Source organism: Kurthia sp. FSL E2-0154 (genome assembly GCF_038003625.1).
In the GTDB taxonomy this organism is placed as follows: domain Bacteria; phylum Bacillota; class Bacilli; order Bacillales_A; family Planococcaceae; genus Kurthia; species Kurthia gibsonii.
The window spans coordinates 574,214-593,128 of record NZ_JBBOPO010000001.1 but is presented as its reverse complement, the minus strand read 5'-3'; the positions used below and the strand labels follow the sequence as shown (position 1 = coordinate 593,128).

Annotated in this window: 21 protein-coding genes; 1 reads left to right on the top strand and 20 read right to left on the bottom strand. The window is 36.0% G+C overall.

The features are described 5' to 3' along the window. Nucleotides 1-11 precede the first annotated feature (11 nt). From aroH to prsW, 18 genes are all read right to left on the bottom strand, one after another. Complete coding sequence (gene aroH, locus MHB75_RS02835; protein ID WP_340995829.1) at nucleotides 12-374, bottom strand: chorismate mutase; 363 nt, start codon at nucleotides 372-374, stop codon at nucleotides 12-14. Nucleotides 375-386: 12 nt separating this feature from the next. Further along, nucleotides 387-1,460, bottom strand: a complete 1,074-nt coding sequence (gene aroB / locus MHB75_RS02830; RefSeq protein WP_340995827.1) for a 3-dehydroquinate synthase — start codon at nucleotides 1,458-1,460, stop codon at nucleotides 387-389. Nucleotides 1,461-1,462: 2 nt separating this feature from the next. After that, nucleotides 1,463-2,644: a chorismate synthase gene (aroC, locus tag MHB75_RS02825; RefSeq protein WP_340995826.1), complete on the bottom strand. Its 1,182-nt coding sequence runs from the start codon at nucleotides 2,642-2,644 to the stop codon at nucleotides 1,463-1,465. Between the two features lie 179 nt (nucleotides 2,645-2,823). Beyond that, nucleotides 2,824-3,597 carry a CheR family methyltransferase gene (locus MHB75_RS02820; protein WP_068454413.1) on the bottom strand — a complete coding sequence of 258 codons (774 nt, stop codon included), beginning with the start codon at nucleotides 3,595-3,597 and terminating at the stop codon, nucleotides 2,824-2,826. Between the two features lie 248 nt (nucleotides 3,598-3,845). After that, nucleotides 3,846-4,268 (bottom strand): nucleoside-diphosphate kinase, encoded by a 423-nt coding sequence (ndk, locus tag MHB75_RS02815; protein WP_068454418.1) that lies wholly within the window; start codon nucleotides 4,266-4,268, stop codon nucleotides 3,846-3,848. Between the two features lie 100 nt (nucleotides 4,269-4,368). Further along, nucleotides 4,369-5,343: a heptaprenyl diphosphate synthase component II gene (hepT, locus tag MHB75_RS02810; RefSeq protein ID WP_174795782.1), complete on the bottom strand. Its 975-nt coding sequence runs from the start codon at nucleotides 5,341-5,343 to the stop codon at nucleotides 4,369-4,371. A gap of 20 nt (nucleotides 5,344-5,363) precedes the next feature. Beyond that, the gene (locus MHB75_RS02805) at nucleotides 5,364-6,068 is read right to left on the bottom strand and encodes a demethylmenaquinone methyltransferase (RefSeq protein ID WP_068454425.1); all 705 of its coding nucleotides are present in this window, start codon (nucleotides 6,066-6,068) and stop codon (nucleotides 5,364-5,366) included. Between the two features lie 20 nt (nucleotides 6,069-6,088). Next, nucleotides 6,089-6,853 (bottom strand): heptaprenyl diphosphate synthase component 1, encoded by a 765-nt coding sequence (locus tag MHB75_RS02800; protein WP_170214692.1) that lies wholly within the window; start codon nucleotides 6,851-6,853, stop codon nucleotides 6,089-6,091. A gap of 61 nt (nucleotides 6,854-6,914) precedes the next feature. Beyond that, a complete protein-coding gene (gene mtrB, locus MHB75_RS02795; protein WP_141272575.1) occupies nucleotides 6,915-7,136 on the bottom strand; it encodes a trp RNA-binding attenuation protein MtrB in 222 nt (73 codons plus the stop codon). A gap of 61 nt (nucleotides 7,137-7,197) precedes the next feature. Then, on the bottom strand, nucleotides 7,198-7,782 hold the full coding sequence (gene folE / locus MHB75_RS02790) for a GTP cyclohydrolase I FolE (RefSeq protein ID WP_255314695.1): 585 nt from the start codon (nucleotides 7,780-7,782) through the stop codon (nucleotides 7,198-7,200). Nucleotides 7,783-7,982: 200 nt separating this feature from the next. After that, nucleotides 7,983-8,255: an HU family DNA-binding protein gene (locus MHB75_RS02785; RefSeq protein WP_068454434.1), complete on the bottom strand. Its 273-nt coding sequence runs from the start codon at nucleotides 8,253-8,255 to the stop codon at nucleotides 7,983-7,985. A gap of 952 nt (nucleotides 8,256-9,207) precedes the next feature. Beyond that, entirely contained in the window at nucleotides 9,208-10,221 is a 1,014-nt protein-coding gene (locus MHB75_RS02780; RefSeq protein ID WP_141272571.1) for an NAD(P)H-dependent glycerol-3-phosphate dehydrogenase, read from the bottom strand. A 16-nt stretch (nucleotides 10,222-10,237) separates the two neighbouring features. Next, on the bottom strand, nucleotides 10,238-11,548 hold the full coding sequence (gene der, locus MHB75_RS02775) for a ribosome biogenesis GTPase Der (protein WP_068454440.1): 1,311 nt from the start codon (nucleotides 11,546-11,548) through the stop codon (nucleotides 10,238-10,240). Nucleotides 11,549-11,777: 229 nt separating this feature from the next. After that, nucleotides 11,778-12,956, bottom strand: coding sequence for a 30S ribosomal protein S1 (gene rpsA, locus MHB75_RS02770; RefSeq protein WP_141272569.1), 1,179 nt, complete (start codon nucleotides 12,954-12,956; stop codon nucleotides 11,778-11,780). 69 nt (nucleotides 12,957-13,025) lie between these two features. Then, a complete protein-coding gene (locus MHB75_RS02765; protein ID WP_340995823.1) occupies nucleotides 13,026-13,625 on the bottom strand; it encodes a lysophospholipid acyltransferase family protein in 600 nt (199 codons plus the stop codon). A gap of 1 nt (nucleotide 13,626) precedes the next feature. Next, entirely contained in the window at nucleotides 13,627-14,301 is a 675-nt protein-coding gene (gene cmk, locus MHB75_RS02760) for a (d)CMP kinase (RefSeq protein WP_174795781.1), read from the bottom strand. Nucleotides 14,302-14,422: 121 nt separating this feature from the next. Further along, nucleotides 14,423-15,079: a flagellar brake protein gene (locus MHB75_RS02755; RefSeq protein ID WP_340995821.1), complete on the bottom strand. Its 657-nt coding sequence runs from the start codon at nucleotides 15,077-15,079 to the stop codon at nucleotides 14,423-14,425. A 126-nt stretch (nucleotides 15,080-15,205) separates the two neighbouring features. Then, nucleotides 15,206-15,877 carry a glutamic-type intramembrane protease PrsW gene (prsW, locus tag MHB75_RS02750; protein ID WP_340995819.1) on the bottom strand — a complete coding sequence of 224 codons (672 nt, stop codon included), beginning with the start codon at nucleotides 15,875-15,877 and terminating at the stop codon, nucleotides 15,206-15,208. 74 nt (nucleotides 15,878-15,951) lie between these two features. Here prsW and MHB75_RS02745 point away from each other — a divergent pair, with 74 nt between their 5' ends. Then, complete coding sequence (locus tag MHB75_RS02745) at nucleotides 15,952-16,926, top strand: asparaginase (protein ID WP_141272559.1); 975 nt, start codon at nucleotides 15,952-15,954, stop codon at nucleotides 16,924-16,926. Nucleotides 16,927-16,979: 53 nt separating this feature from the next. Here the strand turns inward: MHB75_RS02745 and MHB75_RS02740 are convergent, their stop codons facing one another. Together MHB75_RS02740 and MHB75_RS02735 are read right to left on the bottom strand one after the other, a co-directional pair. Beyond that, complete coding sequence (locus MHB75_RS02740) at nucleotides 16,980-17,942, bottom strand: YpdA family putative bacillithiol disulfide reductase (protein WP_340995818.1); 963 nt, start codon at nucleotides 17,940-17,942, stop codon at nucleotides 16,980-16,982. Nucleotides 17,943-18,131: 189 nt separating this feature from the next. After that, entirely contained in the window at nucleotides 18,132-18,896 is a 765-nt protein-coding gene (locus MHB75_RS02735; RefSeq protein WP_340995817.1) for a LysM peptidoglycan-binding domain-containing protein, read from the bottom strand. Nucleotides 18,897-18,915: the final 19 nt, after the last annotated feature.

Sequence of the window (18,915 nt, the reverse complement as noted above, 5' to 3'; positions counted from 1 at the left end):
TCCTCATCTCATTATTTTACTAAGTCTGGTCTTAATTTCACTGCCTCATTTAAATAGACATGGGCAATTTCTTTCTGTGCTTTTTGCGTCTCTACATTCACAAGTAGACGGATACAAAGTGGTAACGCACCCTCTACATTCATTTCATGCATACACATAACTGGAACATAACCCCATCCCTCATACGTGCGTACAGCTTTTGCTGGAAAAGCAGATGTAATATCTGGCGTCGTTGTTGCAATAACGGATGATACATCTTCTGCTTTTACTTCATTGCGCTCAATGATTTCTTTTAATAATCTCGTTGTTTCAATCTCTACTTGTGTAGCATCATTTATGCTAATTGTTGTTGCACCTCTAATACCTCGAATCATATGAGACACCTCCTAAACAAGTGTGCGTAGTAGTATATCGATTTCGCGACATTCTTCTACTGTTACTTTTTGAACAAACGGTTTACCAATTTCATCTAATAAAACGAATTGTAAAATACCGTACTCTGCTTTTTTATCTGTCATTAAGTATGGTAATAACATATCAAACGTAAAATCATGTACTGGCTTGAATGTATAGCCGTTCTTTTGAGCGAAAGCTAAGAATTCTAACGTATTTGTACGATTTAGTTGACCGTACTTTTCACTTAACAATAAGGCATAGACCATACCAATCATAATCGCCTCACCGTGTGCTAACTTTCCAAATCCACAAGCAGCTTCAAGTGCATGACCATACGTATGACCAAAGTTTAAGTATTTACGTACGGAATGCTCTTGTTCATCTTGCGAAACAATGTCTGCCTTTACTGTGATTCCACGTTCTAAATAGTGTGCTAATTGCTCTTCTGATAAACCTTGAATATCTTGCGTTAAAAATTCTCCATACCATTGTTTATCCGAGATGAGGGCATGTTTAATCGCTTCTGCCATGCCTGAACGTACTTCTTTTTCAGGTAATGAAGCTAAAAATGCAATATCATATAAAACTGCTTCAGGTTGATAAAATCCACCAACCATATTTTTACCTAGTGGATGATTGATGGCTGTTTTTCCACCTACCGCTGAGTCATGCGCCAAAATAGTAGTTGGAATTTGAACAAATGGGATACCACGCATAAAAGTAGCTGCTACAAAACCTGTTAAATCTCCTACTGCTCCACCACCGAATGCAAAAAGCATTGATTTACGTGTACATTTTTGTTCTAAAAGGAATGTTTGTGCTGCGTAATAACTATCAAATGTTTTACATGCTTCACCTGCAGCTAGAATATGTAACTTGAATGGATGTGGAAAAGCTTTTGTGAAATGCTCTCCATGAATTGCCCAAACATGTTCGTCTGTAAATACAACCAATTGATCGGCTGTTTCGATTTTATCAGCAAGTGATGTAATAGCTTCTGTTAAATGATGTGAACCAATCACGACTTCATAGACGTGAGATGGTGTTTGTACGGGAATACGCATCATTAAAACTCCTTCGCTTGTTGTTTCATTTGCTCGATTTGTTGTTGCAGTTGCGGTAACTGATCTGCATGAAATTGGTCTAAAATTGCATTCGCAATTTCAAAGGCAATCGCATGTTCTGCTACGACTGATGCAGCTGGTACTGCACATGCGTCTGAACGTTCTACAGAAGCTTTAAATGCCTCTTTTGTTTCGATGTCCACACTTTGTAATGGCTTATAAAGCGTTGGAATTGGCTTCATAACACCACGTACAACAATTGGCATACCTGTAGACATACCACCTTCTAAACCACCTAAGCGATTTGTACGGCGTGTATAACCTTGCTCCTCATCCCAAATGATTTCATCATGTACTTGTGAGCCAGGTACATGCGCTGCTTCAAAACCAATACCAAATTCAACACCCTTAAAAGCATTGATACTAAGCATCGCTTGTGCCAACTTACCATCTAACTTGCGGTCGTAATGTACATATGAACCGACACCTGCCGGCATACCTTCTACGATGACTTCAACAACGCCACCAATTGTATCGCCTGCTTTTTTCGTTTCATCGATTAGTGCAACCATTTTCGCTGAAGCTTCTGGGTCCACGCAGTAACATGGATCTTCTTCTACGATTGCACGGATTTCTTCTACCGATTTTCCTTCAACTGCTTGTCGGTCGATTGTAATACCACCGATTTCTACAACATGCGCTACGATACGAATACCTAATTGTTCTAAAAGAATTTTAGCTACTGCACCAACAGCTACACGTACAGTTGTTTCACGTGCTGATGAGCGTTCTAAGACGTTTCGTAAGTCGCGGTGACCATATTTCATACCGCCTACTAAATCGGCATGTCCTGGACGTGGACGCGAGATTTGACGTTTGATCTCATTCGGGTCAACACCTTCTGGAAGTGGCTCTGCACCCATAATTTTTGTCCAGTGTTTCCAGTCATCATTCGTTACAACAAGTGCAACAGGAGAACCGAGTGTTTTACCATGGCGAATACCTGATGTAATCTCCACTGTGTCTGTCTCGATTTGCATACGTCGACCTCGACCATGTCCTCCTTGGCGTCTTTTCAGTTCATGATTAATCTGTTCTGCTGTAATTGGTAGTAATGAAGGAAGTCCTTCAATAATTGTTGTTAATTGTGGGCCATGTGATTCACCCGCTGTTAAGTATCTCATTTACGCTTTCCCCCTTCACATCGCTAAAGTATATGTTTTTCACTATAACATATATTTTTATAAATTTCAGTTGATTTTATAATAAAAATAAATTAACTGAAATTTTTATGTTTTTTGAATTTATTTTTATTTATAAAAAACCGCTTTTCACATATGCGAAAAGCGCATTCCTCTTATAGTTAACCTTTTTTACGATAGAAAAAGGTATCTTCTACTTCAAAATCATATTGTGCTGGATTAAAAATTTGTTCAGTGCTTCCAACAAATAGTACACCGCCTGGTTTCAAAGCTTTACTGAAGTTATGATAAATTTGATCTTTCGCTTCTTCTGTAAAATAAATCATGACATTACGACAAACGATTAAATCATGATTTTGTTCATATCGATCATTTAATAAGTTATGTTTTTTAAATGTAACCGTTCTTTTAATATCAGGCGTTACTTTATAAAAAGAACCTTCTTGCTCAAAATATTTTTGTTTCATTTGTGCTGGAACTTCGGCAAGGGAGCGCTCCGGATAGATGGCTGCTTTTGCTTTAGCAATTGCATTCTCATCTAAATCTGTAGCTGAAATAGATACTTGAGATAATGGCTGATGATTTGATAGTACCATCGCAAGTGAATACGGTTCTTCACCTGTTGAACAAGCTGCACTCCATACTTTTAAGCGTGGGCTTGCTTTCAAAAGACGTGGTAAAATCTTTTTCTCCAAAACTTCCCATCGTTTACCATTACGATAAAATTCAGATACATTAATCGTCATACGATCTAAAAATTCGTCCATAAGTTCACGATTAACATCCATCTCTTTGAAAAAGTCTACAAAATTACTAAAACCTTTTTTCTCATATAAAGACGTTAAGCGTCGTTTCATTTGTGCCTCTTTGTAAAGAGCTAAATCAATGCCGGTTTTCGTCTTTACACGTTCAACGAACATTTCATAATCTGTCATACCTTTTCCTCCCTCTATTCATACTTACCATTATAAAACATTTTTTCATATTCTGAAATAGTGTAACGTGAAAAGATGTTTATCAGAGCGCTTTCATTCATTTATTTTTAAAAAACGGACATAATCTGAAGCACAATAAAAAAAGAGCCACACAGATGTGCAACTCTTTCATTCAAAGTATCAAATCATTTTTACGGTTAGTAAAGATGTTTTTACTTTACTTATAATTTTCATCTCGTAGATGAAAATTATTTTACTAAACCTTCTTCACCGAAGAATAGACCGATTTCGCGTTCAGCAGATGCTAAAGAATCAGAGCCGTGAATGATGTTTTCAGCTACAGTTGTAGCGTAGTCACCACGGATTGTTCCTGGAGCAGATTCAGCTGGGTTTGTAGCACCCATCATAAGACGAGCTAAAGCGATTACGTTCTCGCCTTCCCATACCATTGCGAATACTGGACCAGAAGTGATGAATTCTACTAATTCACCGAAGAATGGACGCTCTGCATGCTCTGCATAGTGTTTTTCTGCTAATTCTTTTGTGATGTTCATTAGTTTAGCGCCTTTTAATTCGAAGCCACGACGTTCGAAGCGGTCTACGATATCACCTACTACTTGACGTTTTACGCCGTCAGGTTTAACCATTAAAAATGTTTGTTGGATAGCCATGTTTAAATTACACTCCTTAATAATATCTACAGGTATTTTACCTACCGTAAAATTCTATCATTGAATGCCATAATGTTCAACAAATACTATGACAATTTGGTTAAAATTTACGTTTCCCCATGAAATTTGCAATATCTACAAGTGATTTATTCACTGGATGATTCGGTAATTTGTCTACTTCTTTTAACGCTTTTTGTAAATATAAATCACTTATATGATTTGCTTTTTGAATTGCGTCAGATTTTCGAATCGCCTTCAATAATTGTTGACGTTCGCTTTCAGTAATCGGCCCTTCAATCACTTTTTCAATCATTGGACGAATTTGGTCATCTTCTAAAGCATATAACGCTGGTAATGTAACGTTCCCTTGCATTAAATCGCTTCCTGCTGGTTTACCTAGCTGCTTATCCGTTGCCGTAAAATCCAAAATATCATCAATAATTTGGAATGACATCCCTACATAATATCCAAAACGGCGCATATGACGCACAACTTCTGGCGATGCACCTGAAGCGATTGCACCTAACTCACAGCTTGAAGAAATTAAAACAGCTGTTTTACGCTTAATCCGGCGGAAGTAATCACGTAAGTTCTGCTTAAGCACCTGTTTATCTTCAATTTGAATAATCTCTCCCACACAAATCTCAACCATTGTATTCGATAATACTTGATGTGCTTGTTGTTTTTTTATTTGCGTCATATATTCTAATGCTTTTGCAAAAATAAAATCGCCTGCATACATTGCTACTCGGTTATTATACTGTGCTTTTACTGTTTCGCGACCTCTACGTAATTCCGCATTATCAATTACATCATCATGAACAAGTGATGCCATATGAATTAATTCGAGTGGCACAGCAACATTTTTGATTTGTTGAATATCATATTGTCCAAATTTTGCAGCGAGCAAAACAAAAACTGGGCGAATGCGTTTTCCCCCAGCTTTTAAAAGATGCAAAGAAGCTTCATTCAAAAAGTGTGAAGAGGAATTCAGCGCCGTTTCTAATTCTTTTTCGATGATGTCAATCTCTGATTTCATACCAGAGTAGAGCATCTTTAGCTTCATCTTTTCCACGTGAATAAACCTTCTCCCGCCTATTTTTCTTTTTTATAGCCAATATGTGTTGCAGCTGCCCCACCGCTATAAGAGGTATAAGATACATTCACCATACCTGCTTGTTCAAACATTTTCTTCAACTCTTTACGTCCTGGGAACGTATCTGCCGACTCTTGTAACCAAGAATACTCTTTGTAACTTTTAGCTAATAATTTACCAAAAATCGGCATAATATATTTAAAGTAAAATTTAAATAGCTGTTTGTAGACTGGGATCTCTGATTGTGACGTTTCAAGACAAACAATTTTTGCGCCTGGTTTTGCAACACGATTCATTTCACGCAACACTTGCATATAATCCGGTACATTACGTAAACCAAATCCAATTGTTACATAGTCAAATGAATTATCTTCAAAAGGCAGTTCCATTGCGTTCCCTTGAATTAAATTCACATTGTCCATATCTTTTGTTTTATCGATGCCGACATTCAGCATATTTTGACTAAAGTCTAAACCAATAACATCGCCATCTTTACCAACTGCCTCACCAAGCGCAATTGTCCAATCTGCTGTACCGCAACAAACATCTAATGCTTTTGTTCCTGGTTGGATGTTCATTTGCTGCATCGTATCTTTACGCCAGCTTTTATGCATCTGGAAACTAATCACCGAGTTCATTTTGTCATAGTCACCTGAAATATTCTCAAAGACTTCATGTACGCGTTCTGATTTTGATTGTGCCAATTTTTCAACCTTCCCTCTTCCTACGTTGCACTGTGATTAAGCGCCTCAATTCGACTTAAAACGGCAGTTTTTGCAACATTCGTTAAAAATTCCATAGTATGAATTTCTTCTGTTAGCTTTGTAGCTCGTGTGGTAATTTCTTGTTGGATTACTCGGATGGCTTCATCCTTTGAAGAAAATCTTTCTGAAATTACACGAAAAAGGCGTATTGTACTTGTATCATTTATTACTTTTTTGAGTTCTGCTGATAAACGACTAAGTAACATGCCCTTTTTCATCAATTCAATATATACTGTAAAGCCAAAATGTCCCATAAATTGTTCTACTGCTCTACTAACGATGGTTTCATAGCGAAGGAGCAACTCTTCTAGTGTACACTCTTCCGGTTCATAGAATGCAGTTTTTTGCTCACTGATTTCTGCTACGGCATTTGATAATTTTTGTACAAACTGAATATCTGGTAGTTTTGCTAAGGTGTCATAGTACATGCCACTATAGTAATCTCCAGCTAATACCATCAATTGTTGTGCTTTTGACGTCGCTTGTTGTTCTTTTACCAAATCATGCGTTGTTAAAGCTGTCTGAATCATGGCAACACTTTGAGCAGCTACTTGATGTTGTTTCGTCCACTGTTCACCGTTTACTCTTGGTAGCAATAAATAAAATAATTGATCATCCCAAATTGGTGGCTGACCTGTATATGCTAGGAGGGTTCTATGATGCAATTTATTGTAAATTTCATCTTTTAATTCTGTTACAAGTTGCTCCATGTTAGCTGCATTCATAAAAAAAATCTCCATTCAATTCATTTCCTGATGTTTCAATCAACACGATGTTTAATACTTGTTATTTTTTTGCGTCACTTTCAATTGTACCATTTGCAGATTGAATAATCGCTTTACCACGAATTTTCATCGCAGATGTGTGTTCGGTAAATTGCGCAATCATAACTTCGCCTTGATCTAATTTTTCAGAATGATGGAATTTTGTGTCATCGCCTCGTGTAAGGCCTATTACGTGTACACCATCTTCTTTTGCTTTAATTACAATAAAATCATTTTGAGACATAAGACAGCTCTCCTATCATTCGAATTTTCTCATTCTATCATACCACAAAAGCCTATTAAAATTAAGGCATTTGAATGAACGAGAGAATTTCATTTCTTTTTACAGAATCTTCCTCGAAGACACCTTTAGCAACAGATGTAATCGTTTTAGCGCCTGGCTTCTTAATGCCACGCATCGTCATACACATATGCTCCGCTTCTACGACTACATATACACCTTGTGGAGATAGCATATCCATAAGTGTTTGTGCGACTGTATCTGTAATACGTTCTTGTAGTTGTGGACGACGTGCGACTGTTTCAACTGTACGCGCTAATTTACTTAATCCAGCTACAACACCGTCTTTTGGTATGTATGCTACATGTGCTTTACCATAGAACGGTACAAGATGATGTTCACACATTGAAAAGAATGGAATATCTTTTACAAGTACTACTTCATCATGTCCTTCATGAAATACCGTTTCAAAATACTCTTTTGGATCTTTATGTAAACCTTCAAACATTTCTGCATACATTTTAGCTACACGTTTTGGTGTATCAATTAATCCTTCGCGTGACGGATCTTCTCCTACGGCTTCTAAAATCATTTTTACAGCTGTTTGAATTTTATTTATGTCAACTTGTGAACTGATTTCCTTTGTCAAAATTACTCCCCCATTATCACTTAATCAATCTGCCTGTTAAATTCTCTTTTTGATGTTAGCATATACGACCATGCAAGGCAAAGGGCTAAGACTTATTATTTCTGTGAAAATATGCAATTTTTTCGATTTACATAAAAGAGCATACAAAAAGAGTAGCTAATCAAAAGATTAACTACTCTTATGTACCACATTCGATTCGATTATTTAATCGCGTCTTTAAGTGCTTTACCTGGTTTGAAAGCAGGTACTTTACTTGCATCGATTTGGATTTCTTCACCTGTTTGAGGGTTACGTCCTTTACGAGCAGCACGTTCACGAACTTCGAAGTTACCGAAACCGATTAACTGTACTTTATCACCTTTAGCTAGAGCCTCTTGGATTGTTTCAAATACAGATTCAACTGCTTTCGCAGCATCCTTCTTAGAAAGTTCTGCAGCTTCTGCTACTGAGTTTACTAATTCTGTTTTGTTCACACCATTCACCTCCTCTCAAAGACTTTTGTTTTAAATCATGTAAAAGAGTATCATAAACACGATTTACTTCGCAATAATATTTATACTTCTTTTACCAACTTTAATCAACTGTAAACTATTTAGTTACTTCATGCCAATTCAAAGTAAATATAAATTTCAAATAACCAGAAAATAACTTCTCATAACATTCATTGAAACAAAAATAACTTTATTTTACAAACCACATCATTTTTCAGAAAAAAATTAAAGTTTTAATAAATCGGTTTTTTATTCAAATATATGAATAAAAATGATTTTATTTTTTTCTAAAACATTGCTACACCAACATTTACCACATATTACCGTTCTACACCTTATAGATTACCGTTCTTTAGAACTTTTAAACACATTTACTTTATTTTTTTATTTCTATTTGAAAACATTGATTTTATAAGGGTTTAAAGCGCAAAAAATACCTTTTCATACCATTTTAACTTGTATATTTTTATTTCTTTTATAGAAATGTATATATATTAGAAAAGATTATTTTTTCTTAAATAAAACAAAGTGAATTTCTCAAAAAAATCATTCTTTCTCTTAATCACTTTCATACACTCGAATATGCGTTTTAAATACATATATTTCTTTTTATTTTTTGTAAGTAAATAGACTTTTTATCTCAAAAAAAGAGTTATCTTTTAAAGGTTTTTCACTTCTTTTTATTTTCTAAGTATATATTTTCTCTTGAGATAACCATAAAAAATACCTCTTTTTTAAAATTATATATTTTCTACAGCTTATTTCCTTTGTAATATTGCTATTTTTTTCGTTAAAATTTTTTTCTGAAATGATAAATTTTTATATCATTTGCATAAAAGGAATCTAAAATCTAAAAAAAAACACATAACATTACATATAACTTGTAACATTATGTGTTAATTTGTAAATTACTATATAATAGTAGAAACTTTTTTTAGTATTGTCCGTCCATTTCTGACTTTTTCATACGCAACATAAGTTTCTCAACCATCTCTTTTGCAGATTGATCTTCAAATAATACTGCGTATAAGGCTTGAACAATCGGCATTGAAACTTCGTATTTATCAGCAAGTTGGTGCGCTGCTTTTGTTGTACGAACGCCTTCTACAACCATACCCATTTGCTCTAATACCTCTTCTAATTTCAAACCTTTACCTAATAAATTACCTGCCCGCCAGTTACGGGAATGAACAGATGTACACGTTACAATTAAGTCACCCATACCCGCTAAGCCCATGAATGTCATTGGATTTGCGCCCATTTTAATACCTAAACGTGAAATTTCAGCTAAACCACGTGTAATAAGCGCTGCTTTTGCATTGTCACCAAAGCCAATACCATCTGAAACACCTGCCGCAAGAGCAATAACATTCTTTAATGCGCCACCTAGTTCTACACCAACAACATCTTCATTCGTGTAAACACGGAAATAATGATTCATAAATAAATCTTGTACAACGACAGCTGATTCCAGGTTTTCACAAGAAGATGCAACTGTTGTTGGATGTTTTTTAACAACTTCTTCCGCATGACTTGGTCCAGATAAGACCACAATATCTTTTACAACTTCTTCTGCTAATTCTTCTTTCATAATTTCGGAAATACGAATTAATGAATCTGGTTCAATTCCTTTTGAAACATGTACAAAAATAATTTGGCGGTTTAACGTCTTCATAATTTTTTGGCACGTTTCACGAATTCCCTTAGTAGGCACAGCCATCACAAGAACTTCAGCATGTTCCACTGCAGATGCTACATCTGAAGTTGCACAAAGATTTTGCGGTAGTACTATTCCTGGCAAATACTTTTCATTTGTATGTTGCTGTTGAATTTCTTGTGCTTGGTCCTCTCGATGAGACCATAGTAATGTATCATGTCCATTTTCGGCAAGAACAGTCGCTAATGCTGTTCCCCATGAGCCAGCTCCAAATACTGTAACTTTACTCATCTGTCCATTTCCTCCTCTAATCGCGCGCTCTAGTAATAATTCGAATTGGTGTACCTTCAAATTCAAACGTATCACGAATACGATTCTCTAAGAAACGTTCGTATGTGAAATGCATTAACTCTGGATCATTTACGAACACAACGAATGTCGGTGGCTTAATTGCCACTTGTGTTGCATAGTAAATACGTAGACGACGACCTTTATCTGTTGGTGCAGGATTACGCGCAACTGCATCCGAAATAACTTCATTTAAGATACTTGATTGAATACGCATTGCGTGATTCTCACTTACACGATTAATAACTGGTAATAAATTGTGTACACGCTTACCTGTTTTAGCAGATGTGAAAACGATTGGTGCATAATCTAAGAATTGGAATTGTTCACGAATTTCTTTTGTTTTTTCGTTCATTGTTTTTTCGTCTTTATCAACAGCATCCCATTTATTCATAACAATGATAACTGCTTTACCTGCTTGATGCGCATAACCAGCAATCTTCTTGTCTTGTTCTTGGATACCTTCTTCACCGTTTAAAACGACTAAAACAACGTCGGAACGTTCGATTGCACGTAATGCACGCAATACACTGTACTTTTCTGTGCTCTCGTATACCTTACCTTTCTTACGCATACCTGCAGTATCAATGATGACATACTCTTGACCGTCGTATTCGTATTCTGAGTCAATTGCGTCACGTGTTGTGCCTGCAACATCACTTACGATAACACGATCATCACCTAAGAATGCGTTTACTAAAGATGATTTCCCTACATTTGGACGACCGATTAAAGAGAATTTAATGACATTTTCGTCATACTCTACTTCATCTTGTTCTGGGAAATGTTTTGCTGCTTCATCTAATAAATCACCCAACCCTAAACCGTGTGAACCAGAAATTGGGAATGGATCACCAAATCCTAATGAATAGAAATCATAAATCATATCTCTCATATCAGGGTTATCAATTTTATTAACAGCTAAGACAACTGGTTTTTTTGTTTTATATAAAATTTTCGCTACTTGCTCATCTGCTAATGTTACACCTTCACGACCATTCGTCATAAAGATAATCACATCTGCTTCATCCATGGCAATTTCAGCTTGTTCACGGATTTGATCTAAGAATGGTTCATCACCAATATCAATACCGCCTGTATCAATAATATTAAATTCATGTGTTAACCAATCCGCTGAACTATAAATACGGTCACGTGTTACGCCCGCAACATCCTCAACGATTGATATACGCTCGCCTACAATTCGGTTAAAGATTGTCGATTTTCCGACATTAGGACGGCCGACGATTGCTATAACTGGTTTCGTCATTTTGTTTCATCCTTCCACTTTCAAAATTACTTATTATACAATAAAAAAGATGATGGGGGTTCCATCACCTAACCACTCATTGTTTACAGTGCTTCTATTTTATCAAAAATAAAGCACTATGAAAAGGAAAACCGTATATAAAGAAACTTTCTGCTTTTTCATATCTCATTACATAACAAAAAGAAGCGTGCATAACATGTCTTTATAGGATGCTATACACGCTCTATTATTAGTCTTTTTTATTGAAGTCTTTTAATTTGTCACCTAGTAAATCCCCGAATGAGAAGCCAGTTTCTTGTTCAGGTAGTTCATACTCAACTACTTCTTCAACTACTGTATCATCTTCGAGTAACGCTTTAATGCTTAATGCGATGCGTTTTTCGTTCTCATTCACTTCAAGTACCTTCACTTGCACATCTTGACCTTCTTTTAAAGCCTCATGTGGTGTGTTGATATGCTTATGAGAAATTTGTGAGATATGCACAAGCCCTTCGATGCCAGGTGAAATTTCAACAAATGCACCGAATGTGACAAGTCGGCGTACAACACCATCAAGAACGGCATCTTTTTGTACTTTTTCTTGAATATTTTCCCATGGTCCTGGTAGTGTATCTTTAATTGATAATGAGATGCGTCCTTCGTCTGGGTCAACAGCTAAGATTTTCACTTTTACTTTTTGACCTTCTTCTAGTACATCTTCCACATTTTCAATATGTTCATGTGATAGTTGTGAGATGTGTACAAGACCATCTACGCCACCTAAATCAACAAACGCACCAAATGTTGCAAGACGTTGCACAATACCATCTACGACATCGCCAGCTTGTAAATTTTGAATAATTTCGCCTTTTTGTTCTTCTTTTTGTTCTTGAACAACTGCGCGGTGTGATAAGATTAAACGATTTTTTTCTCGGTCCATTTCAACAATCTTGAATGAAATCATTTTTCCTTTGTAATCTTCAAATGATTCAACAAAGTGATCTTCTACTAAAGAAGCCGGCACAAAACCGCGAACGCCTAAATCAACAACTAGGCCACCTTTAACAACATCTTTGACTTCTGCTTCAAGAATTTCTCCCGCTTCAAATTGCTTTTCAAGTTTTTCCCACGCATGTTCTGCGTCCACTTTTCTTTTTGATAAAACATAGTTACCTGTTTTTTCATCTGCATCTGTTGCTGGGTCTTCCACTTTTGTAACTACAGCTTCAAATTCATCACCTACTGATACAGCATCTGATGCCTTTTCCACATGTAAACTGGATAACTCGCTAATAGGGATAATACCATCGTACTTTGCATTTGGAATCGAAACAATGACACGATTATCTTCAACCGTTTCAACCTTTACCTTTACAACCGTACCTTCTTGAATTTCTGGTAATTCATTCACATTCATCTCTTCAGACATATGTAATCCTCCTTCGCCTCAGTTACCTTTATTTTAGTAGATTTCTAACAGAAAGACAAAAATTACCCTTTATTTTTTATTATCTGGGTGATATTCATCTAACAATTTTTGAATACTCGCCATAATTAATTCAGTTACTTCCTCAGGTTTTGCCTTATTTTCACGATAAGGTGTCATATCGATTGGTTGACCATAAACTACCGTTACTTTACGGAACATCTTATAGGGTCCAATAACTGCACATGGCATGACGACTGCATCACCACCACGTAGTGCAAAAAAGCCTGCACCTGAGAAACCTTTTCCTAATTGTCCTGTGCGGTTTCGCGTTCCTTCTGGGAATAAACCGACAACTTGCCCCTCTTTTAATAAAGAGATTGCTGTTCGTAATGCTTGACGGTCACTTAAACCACGTTTTACAGGGAAAGCGTGTACCTTTGGTAATATACCCTTAAGGATTGGTAGCTTAAACAATTCTTCTTTCGCCATAAAATTAACTGGTCGAGGAGCTGTTATACCAACAACTGGCGGGTCTAATTCGTCAATGTGATTTGAACAAAGTAGGACACCACCCTCTTTAGGGAAATTTTCTTGCCCGATAATTTGAATACGGTAGAGTGGTTTTAGTGCTGCATAAACAACTGATCGTGCAAAATGGTAAAAGTCCATCTTATGCCATCCTTTCACTCGCTAATTTTAAAATTGCATTTGCCGCTTCATCAATTGATAATTCCGTCGTATCTAAATAAATAGCATCTTCTGCTTGTACAAGCGGAGAAGCTTCTCGTTCACTATCCATCTTGTCACGAAGTGCGATTTCTTCTTTTAATTCTTCAAATGACGAGTCAATACCACGTTGTTTATTATCTTCATAACGTCGACGTGCACGTTCTTCTACTGTTGCAGACATGAATACTTTTAACTCTGCATTTGGTAATACAGCTGTTCCAATATCACGACCGTCCATAATGACGCCGCCTTTTTCAGCCATCTCATATTGACGTTCAACCATAATTTCACGCATTGTGCCATGAGCTGCAACAGTTGAAACTTGACTTGTTACTTCATTTGAACGAATTTCACTTGATACGTTTTGTCCATCTAAAAATACAAGTTGGCCATTTGGAGACGGTTGTAGTTCGATTACTGTTTGTTTTAGTAATGTTGTTACTGCTTCTTCACTTGATAAATCAATTTGATGTTGTAATGCTTTATATGTTAAAGCACGATACATCGCACCTGTATCAATATACGTATAACCTAATTTTTCAGCCGCAATTTTTGCGATTGTACTTTTACCAGCTCCAGCTGGTCCATCGATTGCAATTTGAATTTTCTTTGTCACTTTGTTCAACCCTTTCTTTCGTAACATTGTACCATAAAAAATGCGTAACTGTACTACTTGAGAACATGAAAAAATGACATTTCAACATGACGAATTTGTCCATGAAATGTCATTTTTAAAATTAAATTTTTGTTTCTTTTTTTCGAATTAACAACTGACGTTCAAAACAAAAACGTAAGATATGCTGCTTGTCAATTTCGTCTGTATTCATAAATTTAAGCGGTACAATAATAACACCTTCTTGATCAATGACACGAATTACTTCAGCTGAAGTCTGTACGTATTTTACACCTTCTTCTCGGTTTTCAAAGGGAAGTGCAATCGTAAGCTCAACTTGTTCTAATGGCTTAAATTGATCTGCTTGTGCAGCAATAATCGCTAATCCACCTGCACTAATATCTTCTGATACATATTGACTATAATGTTCATTACGATAGATTGCAACATCAACTGGTGTCTCGACGCGTACATATTCTCGTCTCTGTACTTTTTCAAATTCTTCATCTGGTGGGACAGTAAGCTTTAACGTTGGAATGTTCCCCTTTTCGCGTCCTATAATTGTTGTTTTAAAACTGAACCCAATTTTCGCTTCATCAATATAAGATGCACGAAAACGAGTTCCTTCCATTAAAAAGGCTGTACGATGCGTCAGCGTACTAACAGGATAATCAATAAATAAGATATCTCCTTGTTGATCAACTACTTTGCATTTAAACTTTTCATCTGTTTCTTCATCATAAGGCGCTAACAGTAAGTTTGTACCTAATTTGATCTCCATACTTTTCACCCATATCCGTTTAATTATATGTATATATAATGGCATTATAACACAACTTTTTCCACAATTCTTTCAAAAAAACCTTTCGATTTACACATATTAGAATACAGATACACAACCTTTGGACTAATTCGCTTTTTGAATCATGAGTTGAACGAGTGCTTTATGTGCTTGTTTTACTTTTCGTAAACTAAACCACCATAAAAAGAGCATGAATGGAACCATATAATATACCCAGTGATTTTGAGAAATGAAAATCGCGTTGTATAAAATATGTAAGGTCATCGGTGCAAATAAGGCAAGTGCCCTGTAACGTAAACTCCCCTGAGAAGATTGGAATTTCGCTTTACCGAGATAATAACCCATCACAACACCAAATAAAGCATGACTTGAAACAGGTAAAATTGCGCGTAAAAACGCTGTATCCATGCCATAAGACATTAAATAAATCACATTTTCAACCGTTGCAAAACCTAAAGATACAGCTGCCCCGTACAATACGCCATCATAGGGGTCGTCAAATTCAACATGATGATAAATAACTAAAATAAGAAAAATCCATTTAAAAAATTCTTCAATAACACCTGTAAAAAAGACATCTTGCACAATTATATGTTGAAAAACTTGTTCTTCTTTAAATACATACTGTAAAAACATAATTGGAAATGTTAAAATTACGCCATAGATAAATGACTGTAGCAATGTTTTTCTAGGTTCTGTTGCCATTTGATTGCGTAAATAAAAAAAGCTAAATAAAGCAAGTCCTGGTGCGATCGCAACAGATAATAAGATGAACATAATTAAGCTCCTCTCACCTTTATTACTGCTTATTATAGCATTAGCAAACGCGATATTAATAGGAGGTATTCATATTGAAAAAACAAATTTTATTGATTCATACAGGTGGTACAATTTCGATGCACGTTGAAGAAAATGGTGCGGTTGTCCCTGATGAAGTCAACCCTTTAACAAAAGAGAGTGAAAAATTAGAACAGTTTGCACATATTACAGAGATTGATGCCTTCAATCTTCCTTCTCCACATATGACACCTGAGCACATGTTGACACTACGTAAAATAATTGAAAAGCAACTAAAAAAAGTAGCTTATGATGGTATTGTCATTACACATGGCACTGATACATTAGAAGAAACAGCTTATTTCTTAGATTTAACTATTCATACAGACATCCCCATTATTTTAACAGGCGCCATGCGTTCATCTAACGAAATTGGTTCAGATGGTATTTATAATTTAGTTGCAGCGATTCGTGTTGCTAGTGAAGAAAAAGCCCATGGATTAGGTGTTTTAGTTGTTATGAATGATGAAATTCATGCTGCAGCAAATGTTACAAAAACATCGACAAGTAATGTTGCTACTTTCCAATCACCTCAATATGGACCAATTGGTCTGATTACAAATAAAAACATTCATTTTCATCATTCACCTGTTCTTCGCGAATTTGCAGAAGTACATGATTTTAAAAAACGTGTTGCATTACTCAAAACTTATGCAGGAATGGAAGCAGATATCGTTGAAGCCATTCGATTAGCTAAATACGATGGCTTAGTTATCGAAGGTTTTGGGCAAGGAAATGTTCCGCCTTCAATTGTACCAAGTGTTCAAAAACTATTAGATGACGGTATTCCTGTTGTCATTGTGTCACGTTGCTTTAATGGAATTGCCCAAGGTGTTTATGGTTATGTAGGCGGTGGGAAGATGCTTGAGGATTTAGGCGCTATCTATACAAATGGGATCAACGGACAAAAAGCGCGTTTAAAATTATTGGTCGCATTAAATGAACAAAACCCTAAAATTTCAATTGCTGAGTTTTTCTATCGAAACTAATAAAATATGAAAAGAAGGAACAGCTAGTTAAGCGTTCCCTCTTTTTTAGGATTTTACTTTTTTTGTTCAATACATTTGGCAATTTGCTCTCCATGGAATCGTCCATTTTCAATAAAGATTTCATTCGCATTATTTCCAGCAGCAATAACACCTGCAATGAAAAGTCCCGGTATATTCGTTTCCATCGTTTCAGCATCAAAAACAGGTCGACCTGTCGCTACATCTTGTTCAACACCCATCTCTTTAATGAAACGATGGTCCGGATGATATCCAGTCATAGCGAAAACAAAATCATTTTCAATTGTTTTTTCTACACCTTCTTCAACAAGAACGACTTCATGCGGACGAATTTCTGTTACAACTGTATTAAAATGCATAATAATTTCGCCTGTACGTACGAGTGCATCAAAGTCAGGTAACACCCACGGTTTAATACTTGGCGAATAAACACTGCCACGATAAGCAACTGTTACACGCGCACCTGCTTTATGAAGTGCAAGCGCTGCATCAATCGCAGAGTTTTTACCGCCAATAATTAATACATCGGTATCAAAATAGGGATGCCCTTCTTTAAAGTAATGCATCACTTTCGGCAATTCTTCACCAGGGATATTCATATAGTTTGGATGGTCATAGTACCCTGTCGCGATGACTACATATGGTGTGCGGTACACTTCTTTTGATGTCTCGACAACAAACTCCTCGCCGTCTTTTTCTACATGACGTACTTCTTCAAAGCGATGAATATCTAAATTTTTCATTTTAACCACTTCACGATAGTAGACAAGTGCTTCATTTCTTTTAGGTTTTTGTGCTTCTACGATAAAAGGAACGTCGCCAATGGCTAACTTTTCACTTGAACTAAAAAATGTTTGGTGGGTGGGATAATTATAAATTGAATTCACAATATTACCCTTTTCAATTACAATCGGCTTCAAACCAATATTTTGCAAAGCAATTGCTGCTGATAATCCACAAGGACCTCCCCCAACAATAATAGCTTCTTCTCGACGCATATCTGTCACTCCTTTTATTTCTAAAAAACTCTTCTATCCTATTATACGCTTCTCTTTTTTAAAAAACAGTATTTGAATTATGTGTACGCTTCTCTTTTCCACCAAAATAAAAGAAGAATCATTTTACAAAACGATTCCTCTCCATATTATGTGATACCTATGACTTTTGAAATATAAGAACGATTATTTTTATTGTGTTTTAATTAAAGCTACTTTTGTCCCTGCTGGCACGCGATCCGCCGTAATTCCATTTAGTTGTTTAATTTGATTTACATACGCTTCACTACCATAGTATTTAATTGAAATACTTTGAATCGTGTCGCCTTCTACAGCATTGTGTAAATATCCGCCTTGAATTGCTGCCGTATAAGCAGAAGAAGGTTTTACAGTTTCAACCGGTTGTTTCTTTTCCTCTTCTTCTTTTTTCTTCTCAGCAGCTCGTTTTTCTTGCTCTGCTTTTTCTTGTTCAGCCTTTTGTTTCGCCGCTTTTTCTTTTGCTGCTTTTTCTTTTGCTGCCTTTTCCTCTGCTAGCTTTTGTTGTTCTTTTTCTTTTGCTGCTTGCTTTTCTTCTTTTGTTACATCATCAGCTTTAGCTGTTGAATCTTTTGTTTGTGTTTCTTTTTTCTGTTTTTCTTTTGTGTCTTTTTCGTCATTTTGATTTGTTTCAATCTCTACATGTTCAGTACCTGCTGCTTTCGGAGTTTCTTTAGTAGGTGTATCCGATTTAATAACGAATGTATAAATTAAAATAGCGGCTGGAATCATAACAAAGACAACTGCTAACACTGTCAAAAGAGAATTATTCTTATTTTTTTTCGGTGGTTTTCCACCACCCTTTGCTTCTCTTTGCTGCTTACGCGACATACGTGTAGGCTTCTCACTTGTCCCATTACCTTCTACTTGGATGGATTGGCGATGCGCCTCTACGCGCTCTTTATAATCATTTTGAGACATGTGTATCCCCCTTTTTCTA